Genomic DNA, 19,390 nt, shown 5'->3' with positions numbered 1-19,390 from the left:
TCTCTTCTGGAACGGGGCAATGGCCGGGGATTGTTCCAAAAGGAGCAGGTTACCCAAGGTCAGACGAACAGTGCCACGAGGGCGAGGGAGATCGCGCCGATCAGCGCCGTGGAGATCGCGCCGAGCAGCAGCGCCCTGCCGCCCCTGAGGAGTTTGCGGGCGTCGATGCCGGTGCCCAGGCCGAACAGCGCGGCGGCGAGCAGCAGGCCGCTGATCCTGGGCGCCACGTCGGTGACGGCGTGCGGCACCAGGCCGGTGCTCCGTACGGCCACCATGAGCAGGAACCCGAGCACGAAGAGCGGGACCAGCGGGGCCGAGCGCCGGCGGGACAGGCCCGTGCGCAGCGTGGTCAGCGCGACGAGCGGGGCCAGCAGCACCACCCTGGCCAGCTTCACCGTGACCGCGACCGCGAGGACGGCGCCGCCCGTGGCCGCCCCGATCGCCGCCACCTGGGCGACCTCGTGCACCGAGGCGCCCGTCCACACACCGAGCTGCCGCGCCGACAGGCCCAGCCACGACGCGGTGAGGGGCAACAGCACGATCAGCGCCGTGCCGTACAGCACCACCACGCTCAGCGCGCCGGCCGCGTCGTCGTCGTCGCTGACGCCGCCCTCGCCGCCCGTGGCCTCGTGCATCCCCGCCACGGCCGCCGCGCCGCAGATGGACACGCCCGTGGCGACCAGCAGCGAGGTGCCGGGGGACAGGCCGAGGCGCCGGCCGATCAGCGGGGTGATCGTGAAGGTCAGCCCCGTGGCCAGCGCGATGACGGCGATGGGCTGCCAGCCGAGCGCCAGCACGTCGGGCAGCGCGATCTGCAGGCCCAGCAGGACGATCGCGGTCCGCAGCACCGTGCGGGAGACGAACCTGACGCCGGGCGCGACCGAAGCGCCGATCCCCGCGGTGTTGGCGAGGGCGGCACCCAGCGCCACGGCGACGACCGCGGGGCTGAGCATGGGCACCAGCCTGTTGACCACCAGGGCGACGGCCACCGCGGCGGCGGTGAGGGCGAGACCAGGCAGGAGCCGTCCTGCGGCGGGGGGAGCGCCGGCGGTGAGGGTCATGGTCCCAGTGTTCGGCCCCGTGGAGACGGCCAGTAGACCGATCTTGCCTGGGAGGTCATAGCCTGAGGCTATGAGTGAACTCCCCGACCTGGAGTCCCTGCAGCTCCTGGTCGACGTGGGCGAGCTGGGCAGCCTCGGCCAGGCGGCCAGGGCCGCGGGCATCGCGCAGCCCTCGGCCAGCAAGCGCATCGCCCGCCTCGAACGCCGCCTCGGCGTGCCGCTGCTCGAGCGCACGCCGCGCGGCTCGGCGCTCACCGCGGAGGGCAGGATGGTCGCGGGCTGGGCGGCCCACGTGCTGGCCGCCGCCCGCGAGCTGATGCGCGGCGTCGAGGCCGTACGGCAGGGCGAGGCCGCGCAGCTGCACGTCGCGGCCAGCATGACGGTGGCGGAGTACCTGGTGCCGCGCTGGCTGGGCGAGCTGCAGGCACGCGAGCCCGACATCCAGGTCGGTCTCGACGTCATGAACTCCACCGACGTGGCGGCCAGGGTGCTGGGCGAGAAGGTCGAGCTGGGGTTCGTGGAGGGGCCGACGGTGCCCGACGGCCTGGCCAGCAGGGTGGTGGCCACCGACAGGCTGGTGGTCGTGGTCGCTCCCGCGCATCCGTGGGCGCGCCGCCGTACGGTGCTGAGAGTGGCGGAGCTGGCGGCCACCCCGCTGGTGGTGCGCGAGCCGGGGTCGGGCACCAGGGAGACGCTCGACCTGGCCTTCGCGGGGCAGCACGTGGCCTGCCCCCGGCTGGAGCTGGGGTCGAACTCCGCGGTCAAGGGCGCGGCGCAGGCGGGCTCGGCGCCCGCGGTGCTGAGCGGGCACGCGGTGGAGGCGGAGCTGGCCACAGGACGGCTGGTCGAGGTGCCGCTGGCCGGCCTCAACCTGGTGCGCAGCCTGCGCGCGGTCTGGCGGCGCGGCAGGACGCTGACGGGGCCGGCCGCGACGCTGCTGGCGATCGCCTCCCGGCCTTGACGATTCGCCGGCCATCCAGGACAAATAGGACGTATGTCGTACGATGTCGTGATCGCAGGCGCAGGGCACAACGGCCTGGTCGCAGCCGCCTACCTGGCGAGGGCGGGCCGCAGGGTGCTCGTGCTCGAGCGGCAGGACCACGTCGGTGGCCTGGCCATCTCCACCAGGGCCTTCCCCGGCGTGGACGCCCGCCTCTCGCGCTACTCCTACCTCGTCAGCCTGCTGCCCACGAAGGTCGTCAAGGACCTGAGGCTGCGCCTCCAGCTGCGCGGCCGCCGCTACGCCTCCTACACCCCCGTGGGGAACGGCGGCCTGCTGGTCGACAACGCCGACGAGGAGCGCACCAGGGCGTCCTTCGCCCAGGTCACCGGCGGCGAGTCCGACTACCGGGCCTGGCGGGAGTTCTACGGCATGACCGCGCGCCTGGCCGAGCGCGTCGCGCCGACGCTGCTCGAACCGCTGCGCCCCGCATGGGAGCTGCGCGAGCTGGTCGAGGACGAGGTGGCGTGGCGCGACCTGTTCGAGAGGCCGATCGGGCAGACGGTCGACGAGAGGTTCGCCGACGACACCGTGCGAGGGGTGGTGCTGACCGACGCGCTGATCGGCACCTTCGCCGACCCCTCAGAGGATCTGCTGGCCAACAGGTGCTTCCTCTACCACGTGATCGGCGACGGCACCGGCGACTGGAACGTGCCCGTCGGCGGGATGGGCGCGGTCACGCAGGCGCTGGAGTCGGCGGCCAGGGAGGCGGGGGCCGAGATCAGGACCGGCGCCGAGATCGTGGGCATCGACCCCTCGGGCGAGGTGACCTTCCGCGACGCCGGGGGCGAGCACGCGGTGAACGGCTCGCACGTCCTGGTCAACCTGCCGCCCGCCGTACTGGACCGCCTGATGGGACGGGAGCCGGCCGTCCCCGAGGGGGCGCAGCTCAAGGTCAACATGGTGCTGAGCAGGCTGCCCAGGCTGAAGGACGCGAGCGTGGACCCGCGCGAGGCCTTCAGCGGCACCTTCCACATCAACGAGGGACGCGACCAGCTGGCCCGCGCCTACGAGCAGGCGGCCGCCGGCGAGGTTCCCGATGTGCCGCCCGCCGAGGTCTACTGCCATTCGCTGACCGATCCGTCGATCCTGGGCCCCGGGCTGAAGGCCGAGACGATGACCCTCTTCGGCCTCCACATGCCCGCCCGACTTTTCCCGAAATATCGCGATGAAGCGGTGGCGGCGACGCTGCGGTCGATCAACTCCGTCCTGGCCGAGCCCCTCGAGGACTGCCTGCTCCTCGCGCCCGACGGCACCCCGTGCATCGAGGCCAAGACCCCCTTCGACCTGGAACGGGAGGCGGGCCTGCCCGGCGGGCACATCTTCCACCAGGACCTCAGCTGGCCCTACGGCGAGGCGGGCCGGTGGGGCGTCGAGACCGAGCACCCGCGGATCCTGCTGTGCGGCGCGGGAGCGCGGCGCGGAGGAGGCGTCAGCGGCATCCCGGGACACAACGCCGCGATGGCACTTCTGACCGGACCTTCATGACGTTCTCATGAAGCCGGTCTACCGTTGGTGACCATGAGTGATGGCGCACGGTTGCTGGTGGTCGACGACGAGCCCGCGCTGAGGGAGGCGCTGCAGTCGAGCCTCGAGTTCGAGGGCTACCGGGTCGCCACCGTCTCCGACGGCCAGGCCGCGCTGGAGGAGCTGGCGCGCGAGGGCTACGACGCCGTGCTCCTCGACGTCATGATGCCCAGGCTGGACGGCCTGACCGCCTGCCGCAGGCTGCGCGCGGGAGGCAACCACGTGCCCGTCCTCATGCTCACCGCCCGCGACGCCGTCGGCGACCGGGTCTCGGGGCTCGACGCGGGCGCCGACGACTATCTCGTCAAGCCCTTCGAGCTGGACGAGCTGCTGGCCAGGGTCCGGGCCCTGCTGCGGCGCAGCTCGCTCGGCGGCGGCGGCTCCGACAGCGGCGCGCTGGCCTTCGGCGACCTGCGGATGGAGCCCGCCACCCGCGAGGTGACCAGGGGCGCGCGGCGGCTCGACCTGACCAGGACCGAGTACCTGCTGCTGGAGCTGCTGCTCACCCATCCGCGCCAGGTGCTGACGAGGGAGCAGATCCTCGAGGAGGTGTGGGGGTTCGACTTCGAGCCCTCCTCCAACTCGCTGGACGTCTACGTGATGTATCTGCGGCGCAAGCTGGAGGCCGAGGGTGAGCCCCGGCTGATCCACACCGTGCGCGGGGTGGGGTACGTGCTGAGAGCCGCCGCGTGAGACGGCGCAGCCTGAGGTCGCGGCTGACGCTGCTGGTCACGGTGGCGGTGGCGGTGGCGATCGCGGCCTCGGCGGGACTGTGCTGGTTCATCGTCAACAGGGAGCTCTACGCCCAGCTCGACCACGCGCTGGCCGAGCCCGAGAGCCCTTCGAACAAGCGCTGGCTCGTCGACAACTGCGAGGAGGCGGGGACCTCCGACCCCTTCTCGGGGATCGCCACGGTCCTGTTCGAGGACGGCACGACGTGCTCGCTCGGCCCACCGATCAAGGTCGAACCCCAGGACAGGCTCGTGTTCGGCAACCACGGCAGGCCGGGTTTCCGCTTCGGCACCACGACCGACGGCAAGCCGGTGCGCGTGATGGCGACCTTCGAGCGGCCCCCTGACCGCGCGCCGGGCGCGCCGAGCGGCATAGTGATCCTGGAGGGCCGCTACACCTACCAGATGCAGAGCACGCTGCGCAACCTCGCCCTGATCCTGGCCGTGGTGGCGGCGATCGGGGTGCTCGGGGCGGCCTCGGCCGGGCTGCTCGTCTCGCGTACCGCTCTGCGGCCCGTCGGCAGGCTCACCAAGGCCGTCGAGCACATCGCCCAGACCGAGGATCTCAACACGACGATCCCCGTCGAGGGCACCGACGAGATCGCCCGCCTCAGCCGCTCCTTCAACGCGATGACCGCCGCCCTGGCCGGCTCCCGCGACCGCCAGCAGCAGCTCGTCGCCGACGCGGGACACGAGCTGCGCACCCCTCTCACCAGCCTGCGCACCAACATCGACCTGCTGCTGCGCAGCGAGCACACCGGCAGGGCCATCGAGCCCAAGGCCAAGGAGCGCCTGCTCGTCAACGTCAAGGCCCAGTTCGAGGAGCTGTCCACGCTCGTCGGCGACCTGCTTCAGCTCTCGCGCGGCGAGGGCGACCACGAGCCGCACGTCGAGCTGGCCTTCCACGACGTCGTCAGCGCCGCGGTCGCGCGCGCCAGGCTGCGCGGCGCGGACGTCACCACCGACCTCGCACCCTGGTACGTCGAGGGCAACCCCTCCTCGCTCGAACGCGCCGTCGTCAACCTGCTCGACAACGCCGCCAAGTTCAGCCCGGGCGGCAAGGTCGAGGTCGCGCTGCACGAGGGCGAGCTGACGGTCCGTGACCACGGGCCGGGCATCCCCGCCGAGGAGCTGCCGCACGTCTTCGAGCGGTTCTGGCGCTCGCCGTCCGCCCGCAGCCTGCCGGGTTCGGGGCTCGGGCTGGCGATCGTGGCGCAGGCCGTCAAGGAGGCGGGGGGACAGGTGCGGCTGGACAACGCCGCAGGTGGCGGCGCCGTGGCCTGGATTCGGCTGCCCGGTTCACCGGTTCTCAGTCAGTCTTAATCGCCGGCTCAGTCAGGTCCAAGTCGCACCCGAGACCTTGGAACCATGAAGACAGCAGTCAAGACGCGGCTGGTCGAGGTGGTCGTTCCCGTCCACAACGAACAGCGGGCGCTGCGGGCGAGCATCGAGCGGCTGCACGGCTACCTCGCAGGGTCCTTTCCCTACGGTTTCCGCATCACGATCGCCGACAACGCCAGCTCCGACACCACCTGGCAGATCGCCCAGGAGCTGGCCGCGTGCCACCCGGAGGTGAACGCCGTCCACCTGGAGGAGAAGGGGCGGGGACGGGCGCTGCGGCAGGTGTGGGCGGCCAGCGAGGCCGACGTGGTCAGCTACATGGACGTCGACCTGTCCACCGACCTCGACGCCTTCCTCCCGCTGGTGGCGCCGCTGCTGTCGGGCCACAGCGACCTGGCCATCGGCACCCGCCTGGTCAGGACGGCCAACGTGGTGCGGGGGCCGAAGAGGGAGTTCCTCTCGCGCACCTACAACCTGCTGCTGCGCGGCGTGATGGGGGCGGGCTTCTCCGACGCGCAGTGCGGATTCAAGGCTGCCCGCACCGAGATCGCCCAGGCGCTGCTGCCCGCTGTCGAGGACCAGGAGTGGTTCTTCGACACCGAGCTGCTGCTCCTGGCCGAGCGGCACGGCCTGCGCATCCACGAGGTGCCCGTCGACTGGGTGGACGACCCGGACAGCAGGGTCGACATCGTCAGGACGGCCGCCGACGACCTCAGGGGCATGGCCAGGGTGGCCCGCAAGGCGCTGTCGGGCGCGGCCAACCTGCCCGTGCCCGCGCGCGTCCAGCAGGCGCGGCTGCCCAAGGGCATGGCGCGGCAGCTGCCCAGCTTCGTGGTCATCGGCATCGTCAGCACGCTGTCCTACCTGCTGCTCTACTCGCTGCTCAGGCTCGTGGCCCCCGCCTACGTCGCCAACGCGGTGGCGCTGTTCGTGACGGCCGTGGCCAACACCGCCGCCAACAGGCGCTTCACCTTCGGCGTGAAGGGGAGCGCGGGCGCGATCCGCCACCAGGTCGAGGGCCTGATCGCCTTCCTGGTGGGCCTCGCGCTGACCACCGGCGGCCTGGCCCTGCTCCCCTCGGGCGCGCCGCACCGGGTCGAGCTGGTGGCGGTGATCGTCGCCAACGGGCTGGCCACCCTGGTCCGCTTCCTGCTGCTGCGGGTGTGGGTCTTCAACCCCGACAGGAGGAGCTCCCGATGACCGTCACCACGCTGCCTGCCTCGCACGGGGCCGCACCGGGAAGGGGCCGCCTGGCCCGCGTCGTCCTCGGGCCCGAGCGGGAGCCCCGCTGGGCGAGACCCGCGCTGTGGGGCGTGCTCGGCCTCGCCTTCGCGCTCTACGCGTGGGCGCTGAGCGGCATGGCCAACGAGTACTACTCGGCGGCGATCCTGTCGGGCACGAAGAGCTGGAAGGCCTTCTTCTTCGGCGCCCTGGACTCCGGCTCGTTCATCACCGTGGATAAACCGCCTTTCGCGCTGTGGGTCATGGGGCTGTCCGCGCGGATCTTCGGCTTCGGCACCTGGAGCATGCTGCTGCCACAGGCGGTGGCGGGCGTGGTCACGGTGGCCCTGGCCCACTCGGCCGTACGGCGGAGCCTTCCCCCCGAAAGGCCGGGCGCCGCGCACGCGGCGGCGTTGCTCTCGGCGGTGGTGATGACGCTGACGCCGATCACGGTGGCGATCAACCGCGACAACAACCCCGACACGATCCTCGTCCTGCTCCTGGTGGCGGCGGCCTGGTTGGCGCTGGAGGCGATCAGGCGGGGCGGACCGCGGGCGCTGCTGCTGTGCGCGCTGCTGGTCGGGCTGGGCTTCAACACCAAGATGCTGCAGGCCTACCTCGTGGTGCCCGCCCTCGCCCTGGCCTACGTCACGTGCGCGGCGGCGCCGTTCCCGCGCAGGCTGGGGCACCTCCTGGCCGCGGGGGCCGTGCTGGTGGCCTCCAGCGCCTGGTGGATGGTGATCGTCGACCTGTGGCCCACCTCGTCGCGCCCCTACGTCGGCGGCTCCACCGACAACTCGGTGTGGGACCTGGTCATCGGCTACAACGGGCTGGGCCGGATCTTCGGCCGGGGCTTCGGGGGCAGCGGCAGGGGCGGCGGCGCCTCCTTCGGCGGGGAGTCGGGCGCGGGCAGGCTGTTCAACGACACGATGGCAGGACAGATCTCGTGGCTGCTGCCGTTCTGCGCCCTGGCGCTGCTGCTGGCGGCGGCGACCTGGCGCACCCTCGGCACGCGGGCGGTCGCCGGCGAGGACCGCTCCTCCGTCAGCGCCCTCGGAGAGCGCGGAGGGCTGAGGGTGAACAGGGCGGCCTGGCTGGTGTGGGGCGGATGGCTGGCCGTGCACCACGTGGTGTTCAGCTTCTCCAGCGGCACCTTCCACCCGTACTACTCCACCGCCATGGCTCCGGCAGTGGCGGCCGTGACAGGGATGGGCGCGGTGCTGATGTGGCGGGCCTACCGGCGCTCCGCGTGGTGGTGGGTCCTGCCCCTCGCGGTCGCGGCGACGGGGGCGTGGTCGTTCGTGGTGCTGCGCCGTACGCCCGAGTTCGTCCCGTGGCTGGCGTGGGCGGTGGCGGCCGCCGGCGTGGCCGCGGTGGCCGGGCTGGTGGGGGCGCGTCTCGCACGCGGGAGGGCCGCGAAAGCGGAGGCCGGGGCAGGGGGAGCGGCCGCCGCGAGAGTGGCCGCGGTCGCGGTGGTGGCGGCGCTGCTCGCGGGGCTGGCGGGGCCGGCCGCGTACGCGGTGACCCCCTTGCGATCGCCGATCAACGGCACCAACCCGACGGCGGGCCCCTCGTCGGGCTCGGGCTTCGGTGCGGGCTTCGGCGCGATGCGTGGCGGCCCCGGCGCGGACGGCGGGACGCGCGCGATGGAGGCGCCACCCGGTCAGGCGGGACAGGCGAGGAGCGGTCCAGGTGGCGGCGTCAGCAGCGCGCTGATCGCCTACCTGGAGCAGAACCAGGGGACGGCCACCTGGCTGGTCGCCGTCGGCAGCGCCAGGCAGGCCGCACCGATCATCCTGGAGACCGGCGAGCCGGTCATCGCGATGGGCGGCTTCACCGGCAGGGACCCCGCGCTGACCGTCCAGGGGCTCAAGGAGCTCGTCGCCTCCGGCCGCCTCAAGTACGTCATGGCGGACGACGCGCGCGGCGGTCCCGGCAGGGGTGACAGCGAGGTCACCGACTGGGTGCGGGCCACCTGCGCGGCGGTGGACGGCCAGGACGGCCTGTACCTCTGCGCCCCCTGACCTCCGCCGCCTCGGGCGCTGGACGTATGTCCGTATCGGCTACTCTTGGCCGGTGCGACGTGCGGACAGTGCCCGAGGCAGCAGGGCGGACCAGGCTGACCAGCGCAGGGCCGAGCTGCTGGAGGCCACGCGCAGGGTCGTGCTCGAACGCGGCCTGGCCAACACCCGGGTCGCCGACATCGCCAAGGCGGTCAACGTCAGCGGCGGGCTCATCCACTACCACTTCGCCACCAAGGACGAGCTGATCACCGCCATGCTGCGGGCCACGCTCGACATCGAGAGCGCCAGGCTCGACCAGCTCGTCACCGGCGAGGGCAGCGCCGCCGAACGTCTCGACAGGGTGCTGCGCTTCTACATCCCGCAGTCGCGCTCCGACCAGAGCTGGCTGCTCTGGATCGACGCATGGAACGCCGCGCTGCGCGAGAGCGCGGTCCGCCAGATCGTCCTGGAGCTGGAGACGACCTGGCTGCGCGCGCTCGAGCAGGTGATCTCGGCGGGGGTCGCGGAAGGCGACTTCACCTGCGAGGACCCGGCGGGCGCCGCCGAGCGCATCGACGCGATGCTCGACGGGCTGATCATCAGGTACACCCTGCACCCCTCGGTGCTGTCGAGGGGCCGGCTGCTCGAGCACGCCCACATGGCCGCCGCCCGCGAGGTCGGCATCTCACCCGACGCCTTCTCCGGTTAGCCGCCCCGGCCCTCTGCCCCGCGGGTCAGGGCGTCATGACGCCGTCGCGGATCTCGTGGACGTCGTCGCAGAGCCCGCCGAGCAGGTCGAGGTCGTGGCTGACGACCACGACGGCCGTTCCCCCCTCCGCCACCTCGCGCAGCAGGCCCGCGACCCTGCCCGCCGCCACCGTGTCCAGCCCGGAGGTCGGCTCGTCGGCCACCACCAGCGCCGGAGCCGCCATCACCGCTCGCAGGATCGCCACCCGCTGGCACTGTCCCGCCGACAGCCGTCCAGGTCTGGTGCGCGGATCGAGGTGGCCGAGCCCGACCGAGGCGAGCGCCTCGACGGCCCTGGCGCGCCGCCGCGCCGCTCGCAGGCCGGTGAGCGGCTCGGTGATCGTGCGCCAGATTGGCCACAGCGGATCCAGGCTGGCTCTGGCGTCCTGGAAGACGGGCATCACCCAGCCGGGCCGCCGCTCCGGCAGGCGGAGCGTCCCCGCGTCGGGCGGCTCCAGCCCTGCCAGCAGCCGCAGCAGCGTGGACTTGCCCGACCCCGACCTGCCGTGCACGCCCACCACCTGACCGGCGCCGATCGCCAGGGAGGCGTCCCTGACGGCGGCGCGGGCGCCGTAGCTCCGGGCGAGGTTGCGCGCCTCCACCAGCGCGGGCCCCTGGGGGGCGGCGCGCCCGCCCGACGCGGAGGGAAGCGCCGCCACCAGCGCCCGCGTGTGCGGATGCCGCGGATCGGCCAGCAGCCGATCGGCGGGCCCCGTCTCCACGACGCCGCCCTCGCACAGCACCGCCACCCGTGAGGCCCAGCGCGCGGCCAGCCGCAGATCGTGAGTGATCACCAGCAGCGCTCCCGCCGACCTTCCCAGCGCCGCCATCACCTCGTCGGCCAGGTCGGCGTCGAGCGCGCTGGTCGGCTCGTCGGCGACGGTGAGAGCGGGTGACAGCGCGCCCGCCGCCGCGATCGAGGCGCGCTGCAGCATGCCGCCCGACCACTGGTGCGGATGCTCGGCCAGCGCGGCCACCTCCAGCGAGAGCGCCGCCACCGCCGCCTCGGCGGCTCCCTGCGGCGCCCGCAGCCCCGCCGCCCGCCACGCCTCCCGCACGTGGTGCCCGACCGTCCGCAGCGGGTCGCACGCGGTGAAGGGGTCCTGCGCGACGTATCCGGGCCTGCCGTCGGTGCGGATCGACCCCTCGGCGAGGGCGCCGCGCGGCAGCAACCCGAGGACGGCGCGCGCCAGCGTGGACTTCCCGCTCCCCGATGCTCCGACGACGGCCAGCCGCTCGCCGGCCTCCACGGTGAGAGAGACGCCGCGCAGCGCCCGCGTGCCGTCCCGATAGGTCACGGAGAGCCCTGACACCTCCAGCGCCGGGCTCACAGCCGCTCACCCAGCCAGTCGCTGAGCAGTCCCGCGGCGCTGACCGCGACAAGGATCGCCACGCCGGGCCCCGCCAGGAGCCAGGGTGAGGAGGCCAGGTCGTAGCGGCTCTCGGCGAGCATCTGCCCCCACTCGGCGGTGGGCGGCTGCGCGCCGAGACCCAGGAAGGACAGGCCGGACAGCCCGATGATCGTCTCGCCGAGCCCCAGCGCCGCCACGGCGAGCACCCGCAGGAAGGCGCCGGGGAGCACGTGGCCGAGCACGACGCGACCGCGCCCGACGCCCGCCATCCTGGCGGCGACGACGTCCGGCCTGGTGGCGGCGGTGAGCACGTGCGAGCGGGTGAGCCTGGCCACGGGGGCCCACGCGGCGACCGACATGGCCAGCACCAGATGGACCAGCCCAGGACCGAGCGCGCCCACCACGGCGAGCGCGACCAGCGTGCTCGGCACGGCCAGCAGGACGTCCACCACCCTGGAGATCGCCGCGTCGACGGGCCCGCGCGCGTATCCGGCCACGCCTCCCGCGACGACGCCGATCGCCGCGCCGAGCGTGGTGACGGCCAGCGCCGCGCCCAGCGTCACCCTGGCCCCGCTCGCCAGGCGCGCGAGCACGTCCCTGCCGAGCTGGTCGGTGCCGAGGGGGTGGGCGGCGCTGGGCGGCAGCAGCTTGGCCGCGTAGTCGGGCAGGTCAGGGTCGGGAAGCGCCAGGGGGCCCGCCAGCGCCAGGACGGCGAGCAGCGCGGCGGCGGCAGTACCGGCGAGCAGGGAGGCTCTCACAGGCGTGGGTCTCCCGCACGGGTGGCCAGGTCGGCGGCGACCGCGCCCGCCAGGAAGGCCAGCACGCCGGCGAGCACGCAGCCCTGGACCACCGGCAGGTCCCTGGCGGTGATGGCCTCCACCAGCAGGCGCCCCACGCCCGGCCAGGTGAAGACGCTCTCGACCACGGCCGCCCCTGCCAGCAGCCCGCCGACGGTCATGCCCGCGACGGCCAGCAGCGGGGGAGCGGCGTGCGGGAGGCCGTGGACCAGCAGCACGCGCAGCTCGCCCGAGCCCCGGGCGCGAGAGACGTCGGCGAAGGGCGCGCTCGCCGCGTCGATCAGCGCCCCTCTGGTCACCCGCGCCCACTGCGCGACGATTCCCGCGGCGAGGGTGGCGGCAGGCAGCGGGGTGTCGGCCCATCCGCCGTCGGCCACGACCCTCCCGACGCCCCAGCGCACCACCACGATTTCCAGCAGCGCCACCCCCAGCAGGAAGGACGGCACGGCGGCGCCGGCGAACATCACGCCCCTCGACAGCGCGTCGGGCCAGCGGTGGCGGCCGAGGGCGCCGGCGAAGGCCAGGGCGAAGGCGGGCAGGATCGCCAGCGCCACCGCCGTCAGGCACAGGCGCAGCGTGGCGGGCAGCCGCTCGCCGAGCTCGGCGGTGACGGGCCTGCCCGTGCGCCAGGAGGAGCCCAGGTCGCCGGTGAGCGCGCCGCCGAGCCAGCGGGCGTACCTGACGGGCGCGGCGTCGCCGAGGCCCAGCTCGGCGCGTACCGCCTCGATCTGCGTCTCGACGGGGACGGCCACGCCCCTGGACAGCAGCACCTGTCGCGCGGGATCGCCGGGCGACAGCTCGGCCAGTCCCCAGACCAGCAGGCTGGCGGCCAGCAGCGTGCCCGCCGCCGACGCTAGGAGCCGCAGGAGTCGCCGCACGGAGCCGTGGAGGCGTCGAGGTGCAGCAGGACCGACGAGGGCCGGTAGTCGCGGTAGCGGGGACCGGCCACGACCCTGGGCACCCTGTCCACGACGATCAGGTGGTAGGCCTGCTCCTCCACCGCGACGCGCTGCGCCTCGCGCAGCAGCCTGTCGCGCTCGGCCGGTTCGAAGGCGCCCGCGAGCCCGTCGATGACCTGGTCGAGGCCGGGGTCGGCGATCCCGCCGAGGTTGCGAGGGCCCTTCGTGCGCATCATCTGCGCCAGTGGCGCGACGGGGTCGAAGCCGTAGGACAGCGAGCCGTCGAAGCTCAGCCCGACGTCCCAGCCGTCGGCCGAGCGCATCGCGGCGTAGTTCTCGGGCACCTCGGCGACCTTCACCAGGAAGCCCGCCTTCGCCAGCTGCGCCTGCATGGCCACGGCCAGCGGCTTGGTGTCGGGCTGCGGCGAGTAGGCGTTGATCGTGATCGCCAGGGGCCTGCCGTCCCTGGCCCTGGTGCCGTCGGCGCCCCTGCGCCATCCCGCCTCCTCCAGCAGGCGCTCGGCCGCGGGCAGCTCGGTGCGCAGGTTCTTGACGGAGTACGGCAGCGCCTCGGGGTAGACGCCGGAGGGTGTGCGGTAGAAGCCGTCCATCACCGTCTCGGCCAGCTCCTTCCTGTCCACGGCGAGCGACAGCGCCCGCCGGACCCTGGAGTCGTCGAGGGGGGCCTTGCGCACGTTGAGGAAGCCGCGTAACTGCCCCGTCGCCAGCGCCGCCTCCCTGATCGAGACCCGCGCGTCGCCCTTCAGCGTCCGCAGCGCGTCGGTCGGGGGGTAGAAGGCCAGATCGGCCTCGCCGCTGCGGACGGCGAGCGTGCGCGCCTGCCCGTCGGGCACGAACCGCACCTCCACCCCGTCGAGGCGCACCTTCCCTCCCCAGTAGCCGGGGTCCCTCGCCAGCACCAGCTTCCGCGAGTCGAGGCTCTTCACCTCGAAGGGTCCGGTGAAGGTTCCGCTGGCCACGTCGAAGACGGAGAACATGCTCTCGTCGGCCAGCAGGCTCGGCAGGTTGGCCACGGGCTCCGCGGTCTCCAGCCGTACGGCCAGCGGCCCGGTCACGGCGACCTTCGCGCCCTCCAGCGCCGACCTGACGGCCGGGTTCCGCGCCAGATGCGCCTCCATCAGCTCCTTGAGCGCGACCGCGTCCAGCGTCCTGCCGCTCTGGAAGCGCACCCCCTGCCGCAATGTGAGCGTCCACGCCGACTCGCCCTGCCTGCTCAGCGAGGCCAGCAGCCACGGTTCCACCGTGCCGCGCTCCGTCGGGCGCATGAGCAGCTCGCCGTAGCCCCACTCCGAGGCCCAGAACCCCTGCTTGATCGGGTCGAGGCTCTTCACGCTGTACGGCGTGACCACCCGCAGCCGTGCCTGCGCCACGGGCTCCTGAGCGCCGCACGCGGCCAGCGAGGCCAGCAGGGCGACGGCAAGGAACGGCCGCTTCACATCAATCGACATGGACCATGACAATGCAGCCAATGAAAACCATTGTCAATGCGCTCCGGCCGGATCGGCGGGCGCGCTGGTCGGGGCGAGGTCAGGCGGGAAGGGCTGCCAGCAGGTAGGCCAGGCGGGCGGCCGCGCCGTTCACGTCGTCCACGGTGCCGAGCCGGTAGCCCCAGGAGGTGACGTAGGCGCCCTCGGGGGAGCAGGTCACGGTCTCGGTCAAGGTAAGGGAGAAGCGATTGACCACCGAGACGAACGCCGGCTCGCTGGCAAGGGCGAGATTCTGCACACGCAGGTCCGCGTGTGTTCCTGCAGCCCTGGCGAATTCCTCGAGGCACAGCATGGTGTCGAGCATCGTGCATCACCTCCGCATCAACTGATCGCTAGGGTTGCACGATCTTGCTGGGATAGGCAAGCAATTGTCGGTATTAAAGTTGCGATTGTTTCGCGTAGTCGTGATTCACGCGCATGATGACAGATCTGGCCTCTTCCCCATAGACCGCCACCTTGTGGTACTCGTCGAACACCCGGGCGTAGAACTCCACGTCCTGGCGCTCGCTGGTGCGCACCTCCTTCGACCTCGTCGGCACCAGAACCTGGTCGTTGTCGAAGAGCCAGAAGCCGGTCAGCGGCACCGAGGGGTGCTGCTGCTCGAACGGGATGATCCCCAGCTCGATGGTGGGAAGCGTGGTGACCGCCAGCAGCCTGTCCATCTGGCCCTGCATCACCTGGCTCGGCGCGAGCTTCGTCCGCAGCGCGGCCTCGGGCATGATGAACCTGAACGTGCGGGAGGCGTCGTAGAGGATCTCCTGTCGCTGCATCCGCACCCGCACCGCCGCGTCGAGCTCGCCTGTCGCGCCGTACTCCCGCTTGAGGGTGAGGAAGACGTGCCGCGAGTACTCCGCGGTCTGCAGCAACCCGATGATCACGCCGGGCTCGAACACCCTGAACAGGGTCGCCCTGGCCTCCTGACCTCGTACGTCCTCCTGTGAGGCGGCCAGGCCGCTGTGCGCCCAGTGCCGCCAGTCGGAGCGCCGCAGCTCGATGGCGGCGGCCCGCTCCTTCAGCTCGGCCAGCTCCTCGGGCTCGGCCCGCACGGCGGCGGCCCAGGCGCTCACGTCGTCGTCGGTCGCGCTCTGCCTGGCGTTCTCGAGGCGGGAGACCTTGGAGGGCTGCCAGTCCAGCAGCTCGGCGAGCTCCTTGCCGGACAGCCCGGCCGTCTCGCGCAACTGCCGCAACCTGATGCCCATCTCGACACGGGCCTGCTGGAATGACGTCACGCCGCCAGAGGCTAGACCCAGCGGGGACGATCATGCCAGGGGTAGTGCCGCAATTGTGACGTCAGAGCACCCTGCGTGCGATCTCCACGAGCAGTTCCCGAGGCACCTCCACGGCGCTCTCTCCGTCGAGCACGTCCCGCAGGTCGGCCAGGGCCTCCCTGTCGGTCACGGTCAGACCCTGGACGACGATGGTTCCGCGGTCGGTCTCGTAGAGCGTCGGGCAGGCGCCCGCCTCGGACGTGGAGCCGAGAAACCTCATGCGCATGATGCATCCTTCCCCGAAACCGCGATGGCAATTGCGCGCAATTGTACGGGGAAGATCACGCTTAAGACGAAAAATCGCCGTATTTGGTATGGGCGGCGGCGCGCTTGTCGGGCAGGAACTCGCTCGGCCACAATCCGGGGGACGGAGAGTATCCGCGCAGCACGCGCCGCGCGATGGAGGCCTGGTGCACCTCGGTCGGCCCGTCCATGATCCCCATGAGCGGCGCCGACTGCCACAGCCTGGCCAGCGGGGTGTCGGTGGAGACGCCGAGCGCCCCGTGCAGGTGCATCGCCCGGTAGACGACGTCGTGGAAGACCCGCGCCGCCGCTACCTTGCACGCGGCGATCTGAGTGCGCGCCTCCTTGGTCGAGGACTGGTCGATGAGCCACGCGGTGTGCAGCACGAGCAGCCTGAACTGCTGGATCTGCAGGTAGGAGTCGGCGATGGCGGCCTGCACGAGCTGCTTGTCGGCCAGCACGCCGTCCACGGTCTGCCTGGACAGCGCCCGCTCGCACATCATGTCGAAGGCCCGCTTGACCGCGGCGACCGTGCGCATCGCGTGGTGGACCCTTCCGCCGCCCAGCCTGGCCTGGGCCACGGCGAACGCTCCGCCCTCCTCGCCCAGCAGCGCGTCGGCCCCCACCCTGACCTGGTCGTAGCGGATGTGGGCGTGGTGACCCCCTCGCTCGCCCATCGTGCCGATGTTGCGCAGGATCTCCACCCCCTCGGTGCCGGACGGGACCAAAAACATCGACATCCGCTTGTACGGGTGCGCGTCGGGATCGGTGACGGCCATGACGATGAGGAAGTCGGCATTGGCCGCGTTGGAGGTGAAGTACTTCTCCCCGTCCAGGACCCAGCCGTCCTCGGAGCGGACGGCCCGCATCGTGAACAGCCGGGGGTCGGACCCGCCCTGCGGCTCTGTCATGGAGTAGGCGGAGAAGGCCTCGCCGTCGAGCAGGGGACGCAGGTAGCGCTCCTTCTGCTCGGCCGTGCCGTACATCGCGATGATCTCGGCGTTGCCCGTGTCGGGCGCCTGGCAGCCGAAGATCACCGGAGCCCAGGTGGAGCGGCCGATGAGCTCGTTCATGAGGGCGAGCTTCAGCTGGCCGTAGCCCTGGCCGCCGAGGTCGGGCCCGAGGTGGCAGGCCCACAGACCGCGCTCGCGCACCTGCTCCTTCAGCGGATCGACGATCTTGCGCAGGCGCTCGTCCAGCTTCTGGTACGCCTGACCGGGGAAGACCAGGTCGAGCGGTTCGACCTCCTCCGTAATGAAGGCATCCATCCAGTCCAGCTTGGCCTGGAACTCCGGCTCTACCGAGAAATCCATGTCTGCGCCCTCGCGAACAGGTCGAGTGTTGTCTGGTGAAGAAGGTCACCGATGTCCTTGGGCGCCTTGCCCGCGCACGCGCGCGCGTGGGTGCCCTCCAGCACGATGCCGAGCTTGAAACAGGCCATCACGACGTACCAGTCGACCGAGGACAGGTCGCGCTCGGACAGCTCGGCGTAGCAGTCGAGGAGCTCCTCGGCCGCCGGCAGGCCGGGCACCTGCAGCTGCGACGAAGGCCAGGTGGCCACCAGCCAGCCCAGGTCGAGCAGCGGGTCGCCGATCGTGCACATCTCCCAGTCGACGATCGCCGCCACCCACGGGCCCGCGTGGGAGAACATCAGGTTGGCCACGTGGTAGTCGCCGTGCATGACGCCGGGCGTGAACGCCCGCGGCCTGTTGCGCTCCAGCCACTCGGCCGTCTCGCGCAGCAGGGGGATCTCCGGGCCCGGATAGCCTTCGAGCCTGCCGTACGACTCCAGTTCGCTCGTCCAGCGCGGCACCTGCCGCTCGAGGAATCCCTCAGGCCTGCCGAAACCGGGCAGCACGTCGGGCGAGACCCTGCCGAGCGCGGCCAGAGCGACGGCGGCCTCGAGGCCCATGCGCTGCCTCATGGCGGGGTCGGAGGCGTGCGGCTCAGGCAGCCCCGTCGTCGCGTTGAAGCCGTCGACCGGCTCCATCAGGTAGAAGACCGGTTCGTCGGCGGTCTGCGCGGCCACCAGCCTGGGCGCGGGCACGCCGGTGCCCTCCAGCGCCGCCAGCACGCGCGCCTCGCGGCGCAGCACCTCGTTGCTCTTCGCGCGCACGTGCAGGGGCGGCCTTCTCAGCACGTACGGCACGCCGCCCCGCTCGAAGGCGACCATCACGTTCTGCGTGCCGCCGAGGACCGGCCGCGCGTTCTCGAACGGCCCCTCGGGCAGGCCCTCGGCGTCCATCCAGACGCCGAGCACGTCGAAGTCGATCGCGCTGACGTCGATGTGCGCGGGGGTCGTGGTCACGACAGAACCGAACCATGTTCTGGTTGCCGGGTCAACCCATGGTCGTGATCATCGGGGCGACCGCCCGGCCGGTCGTCGTCAGCCCAGCGCCTGCATCGTGGGGGCGAACAGCTTCGACTGGTCGCCGGGCAGCGCGCCGCCTCGCACCATGGCGCTGGTGGTGAAGAAGTGGGGCACCCCGCGCTCGACCGCCCAGTCCACGAGGTCGGGACGGCTGTCGTCGAGGTCGAGACGCACCGGCAGCGTGGAGCCCGCCGCCAGGTCGGCGATGAGATCGCGCGCGGTGGCCTGGTCGTCGGCGACGACCGGCCCGATCATCAGCGTGCCGTCGTTGCGCCACGCGCCGCCGAAGCCCGTCATCCGCCCGTCGCGCTCGGCCACCCGCACCTGCTCGTGGAAGCCCGGCATCCGGCGCAGCACGGCCGACCTGTCGGCGCCGAACCGCGCGGCGTCGAACGCCACGACGGCCTCGATGTCGTCGGCCTTGTGGGTGCGGCCCGAGGCCTGGCCGGTGAACATGCCCTTGTGGGTCACGACGGTGGCGACGGCGCGGAAGCCGGTGCGCTCGTAGAGGGGACGGCCGTACGCGGTGGCGTGCAGCGACACCGTCCTTTCGCCGGCCCGTGCCAGCACGTGCTCCATGAGCGCGCGGCCCATGCCCTGCCTGCCGTACCTCTCGGCGGTCAGGACCATGCTGATCACCGCGTGGTCGTCGCCGTAGAGGGTGACGATGTTGGTGGCGGCCAGGCCGTCGCCGTCGGGCGCGTCGATGCCGTACGCCTCGCCGACCTCCAGCAGGAAACGCCACTTGCGGCTCTCGGCGCCCCAGTCGCGGCTGAGGGCCAGGCGGCCGCAGGCGGGCAGGTCGTCTTCGGTGAGGCGGCGGATCTGCATGCGGGCCATCCTGTCCCACACCCCTGACCGGCTTCAAACCGATTCCTGCGGATCTCGTCTGTCCGGGCCTCGTCCTCCTCCGGTGCGTTTCCGGCCAGCGCGGCTGCCTGGCCGCCTACGCCTCGGCGTCGTCGATCGCGGCGCGCTGCGGGGAGAGCTCGGCCGAGGCGGTCCTCTCACGGACCGACGAGGTGGCCCGCAGGGTGTGGGACGAGGCGGTGGAGGCCCTCGCCCTCGCCCTGGCCACCGCCACGCTGCTGCTGGACCCCACGCTCGTGGTGATCGGCGGCGGGCTCGCGCAGGCGGGCGAGGCCCTGGTGGGTCCGCTGAGGACGCGCCTCGCCGCCCGCCTGGCGTTCCGCCGACCGCCCAGGGTGGAGGTGTCGGCGCTCGGCCCGCAGGCGGGCCTCCTCGGCGCCGCCCTGCTCGCCGCCACCGCGCTCGACACCACTGCCTGAAGCCGGACGCCGCGCCTCGTGGCGGACGGGCG

Annotated in this window: 19 protein-coding genes; 8 read left to right on the top strand and 11 right to left on the bottom strand. The window is 72.5% G+C overall.

Annotation, left to right across the window (positions count from 1 at the left end; genetic code table 11):
- Positions 1-59: 59 nt before the first annotated feature.
- Positions 60-1,061: a YeiH family protein gene (locus FHR33_RS10735; RefSeq protein ID WP_183645808.1), complete on the bottom strand. Its 1,002-nt coding sequence runs from the start codon at positions 1,059-1,061 to the stop codon at positions 60-62.
- 70 nt (positions 1,062-1,131) lie between these two features.
- Between FHR33_RS10735 and FHR33_RS10730 the strand changes: the two genes are divergently transcribed.
- From FHR33_RS10730 to FHR33_RS10700, 7 genes are read left to right on the top strand one after another with little or no spacing between them, the layout of a single operon-like run.
- Positions 1,132-2,022, top strand: coding sequence for a LysR family transcriptional regulator (locus tag FHR33_RS10730; protein ID WP_183645807.1), 891 nt, complete (start codon positions 1,132-1,134; stop codon positions 2,020-2,022).
- A gap of 33 nt (positions 2,023-2,055) precedes the next feature.
- A complete protein-coding gene (locus FHR33_RS10725) occupies positions 2,056-3,549 on the top strand; it encodes a phytoene desaturase family protein (RefSeq protein WP_183645806.1) in 1,494 nt (497 codons plus the stop codon).
- 33 nt (positions 3,550-3,582) lie between these two features.
- Positions 3,583-4,281, top strand: a complete 699-nt coding sequence (locus tag FHR33_RS10720; RefSeq protein WP_183645805.1) for a response regulator transcription factor — start codon at positions 3,583-3,585, stop codon at positions 4,279-4,281.
- Positions 4,278-5,642 (top strand): sensor histidine kinase, encoded by a 1,365-nt coding sequence (locus FHR33_RS10715; RefSeq protein ID WP_183645804.1) that lies wholly within the window; start codon positions 4,278-4,280, stop codon positions 5,640-5,642. Before FHR33_RS10720 ends, FHR33_RS10715 begins: the two co-directional genes overlap by 4 nt.
- Before the next feature lie 45 nt (positions 5,643-5,687).
- A complete protein-coding gene (locus tag FHR33_RS10710; RefSeq protein WP_183645803.1) occupies positions 5,688-6,860 on the top strand; it encodes a bifunctional glycosyltransferase family 2/GtrA family protein in 1,173 nt (390 codons plus the stop codon).
- Positions 6,857-8,905 (top strand): mannosyltransferase YkcB-related protein, encoded by a 2,049-nt coding sequence (locus tag FHR33_RS10705; protein WP_183645802.1) that lies wholly within the window; start codon positions 6,857-6,859, stop codon positions 8,903-8,905. Before FHR33_RS10710 ends, FHR33_RS10705 begins: the two co-directional genes overlap by 4 nt.
- Positions 8,906-8,957: 52 nt before the next feature.
- Positions 8,958-9,593 carry a TetR/AcrR family transcriptional regulator gene (locus FHR33_RS10700; protein ID WP_183645801.1) on the top strand — a complete coding sequence of 212 codons (636 nt, stop codon included), beginning with the start codon at positions 8,958-8,960 and terminating at the stop codon, positions 9,591-9,593.
- Positions 9,594-9,618: 25 nt separating this feature from the next.
- Here FHR33_RS10700 and FHR33_RS10695 read toward each other — a convergent pair whose 3' ends face one another.
- The 10 genes from FHR33_RS10695 to FHR33_RS10650 all read right to left on the bottom strand — a co-directional run bounded on the left by FHR33_RS10695 (position 9,619) and on the right by FHR33_RS10650 (position 18,900).
- Positions 9,619-10,962: an ABC transporter ATP-binding protein gene (locus tag FHR33_RS10695; RefSeq protein ID WP_183645800.1), complete on the bottom strand. Its 1,344-nt coding sequence runs from the start codon at positions 10,960-10,962 to the stop codon at positions 9,619-9,621.
- Positions 10,959-11,741: an ABC transporter permease gene (locus FHR33_RS10690; protein ID WP_183645799.1), complete on the bottom strand. Its 783-nt coding sequence runs from the start codon at positions 11,739-11,741 to the stop codon at positions 10,959-10,961. The genes FHR33_RS10695 and FHR33_RS10690 overlap by 4 nt, the downstream gene beginning before the upstream one ends.
- A complete protein-coding gene (locus tag FHR33_RS52540) occupies positions 11,738-12,658 on the bottom strand; it encodes an ABC transporter permease (protein ID WP_183645798.1) in 921 nt (306 codons plus the stop codon). The genes FHR33_RS10690 and FHR33_RS52540 overlap by 4 nt, the downstream gene beginning before the upstream one ends.
- On the bottom strand, positions 12,634-14,148 hold the full coding sequence (locus tag FHR33_RS10680; RefSeq protein WP_183645797.1) for an ABC transporter substrate-binding protein: 1,515 nt from the start codon (positions 14,146-14,148) through the stop codon (positions 12,634-12,636). Before FHR33_RS10680 ends, FHR33_RS52540 begins: the two co-directional genes overlap by 25 nt.
- Before the next feature lie 79 nt (positions 14,149-14,227).
- Entirely contained in the window at positions 14,228-14,491 is a 264-nt protein-coding gene (locus FHR33_RS10675) for a hypothetical protein (RefSeq protein ID WP_183645796.1), read from the bottom strand.
- Positions 14,492-14,564: 73 nt separating this feature from the next.
- Positions 14,565-15,416 (bottom strand): Scr1 family TA system antitoxin-like transcriptional regulator, encoded by an 852-nt coding sequence (locus FHR33_RS10670; protein WP_183645795.1) that lies wholly within the window; start codon positions 15,414-15,416, stop codon positions 14,565-14,567.
- Between the two features lie 61 nt (positions 15,417-15,477).
- Positions 15,478-15,681, bottom strand: coding sequence for a hypothetical protein (locus FHR33_RS10665; protein WP_183645794.1), 204 nt, complete (start codon positions 15,679-15,681; stop codon positions 15,478-15,480).
- A 61-nt stretch (positions 15,682-15,742) separates the two neighbouring features.
- Positions 15,743-17,011, bottom strand: coding sequence for an acyl-CoA dehydrogenase family protein (locus FHR33_RS10660; protein ID WP_183645793.1), 1,269 nt, complete (start codon positions 17,009-17,011; stop codon positions 15,743-15,745).
- Positions 16,996-18,006: a phosphotransferase family protein gene (locus FHR33_RS10655; RefSeq protein ID WP_312895459.1), complete on the bottom strand. Its 1,011-nt coding sequence runs from the start codon at positions 18,004-18,006 to the stop codon at positions 16,996-16,998. Before FHR33_RS10655 ends, FHR33_RS10660 begins: the two co-directional genes overlap by 16 nt.
- Before the next feature lie 78 nt (positions 18,007-18,084).
- The gene (locus FHR33_RS10650; protein ID WP_183645792.1) at positions 18,085-18,900 is read right to left on the bottom strand and encodes a GNAT family N-acetyltransferase; all 816 of its coding nucleotides are present in this window, start codon (positions 18,898-18,900) and stop codon (positions 18,085-18,087) included.
- A 23-nt stretch (positions 18,901-18,923) separates the two neighbouring features.
- Between FHR33_RS10650 and FHR33_RS10645 the strand changes: the two genes are divergently transcribed.
- Entirely contained in the window at positions 18,924-19,358 is a 435-nt protein-coding gene (locus FHR33_RS10645) for an ROK family protein (protein ID WP_183659987.1), read from the top strand.
- Positions 19,359-19,390 lie beyond the last annotated feature (32 nt).

This window comes from Nonomuraea dietziae, assembly GCF_014195505.1.
Lineage (GTDB): Bacteria > Actinomycetota > Actinomycetes > Streptosporangiales > Streptosporangiaceae > Nonomuraea > Nonomuraea roseola.
The sequence above is the reverse complement of the archived record's forward strand: the minus strand, read 5'-3'. Positions and strand labels throughout refer to the sequence as shown.

Excerpts from the sequence above, each read along its gene's own strand:
- FHR33_RS10735 (WP_183645808.1), bottom strand. The coding sequence starts at position 1,061 with ATGACCCTCACCGCCGGCGCTCCCCCCGCCGCAGGACGGCTCCTGCCT.
- FHR33_RS10730 (WP_183645807.1), top strand. The coding sequence starts at position 1,132 with ATGAGTGAACTCCCCGACCTGGAGTCCCTGCAGCTCCTGGTCGACGTG.
- FHR33_RS10725 (WP_183645806.1), top strand. The coding sequence starts at position 2,056 with ATGTCGTACGATGTCGTGATCGCAGGCGCAGGGCACAACGGCCTGGTC.
- FHR33_RS10720 (WP_183645805.1), top strand. The coding sequence starts at position 3,583 with ATGAGTGATGGCGCACGGTTGCTGGTGGTCGACGACGAGCCCGCGCTG.
- FHR33_RS10710 (WP_183645803.1), top strand. The coding sequence starts at position 5,688 with ATGAAGACAGCAGTCAAGACGCGGCTGGTCGAGGTGGTCGTTCCCGTC.
- FHR33_RS10705 (WP_183645802.1), top strand. The coding sequence starts at position 6,857 with ATGACCGTCACCACGCTGCCTGCCTCGCACGGGGCCGCACCGGGAAGG.
- FHR33_RS10680 (WP_183645797.1), bottom strand. The coding sequence starts at position 14,148 with ATGTCGATTGATGTGAAGCGGCCGTTCCTTGCCGTCGCCCTGCTGGCC.
- FHR33_RS10675 (WP_183645796.1), bottom strand. The coding sequence starts at position 14,491 with ATGCTCGACACCATGCTGTGCCTCGAGGAATTCGCCAGGGCTGCAGGA.
- FHR33_RS10665 (WP_183645794.1), bottom strand. The coding sequence starts at position 15,681 with ATGCGCATGAGGTTTCTCGGCTCCACGTCCGAGGCGGGCGCCTGCCCG.
- FHR33_RS10660 (WP_183645793.1), bottom strand. The coding sequence starts at position 17,011 with ATGGATTTCTCGGTAGAGCCGGAGTTCCAGGCCAAGCTGGACTGGATG.
- FHR33_RS10650 (WP_183645792.1), bottom strand. The coding sequence starts at position 18,900 with ATGCAGATCCGCCGCCTCACCGAAGACGACCTGCCCGCCTGCGGCCGC.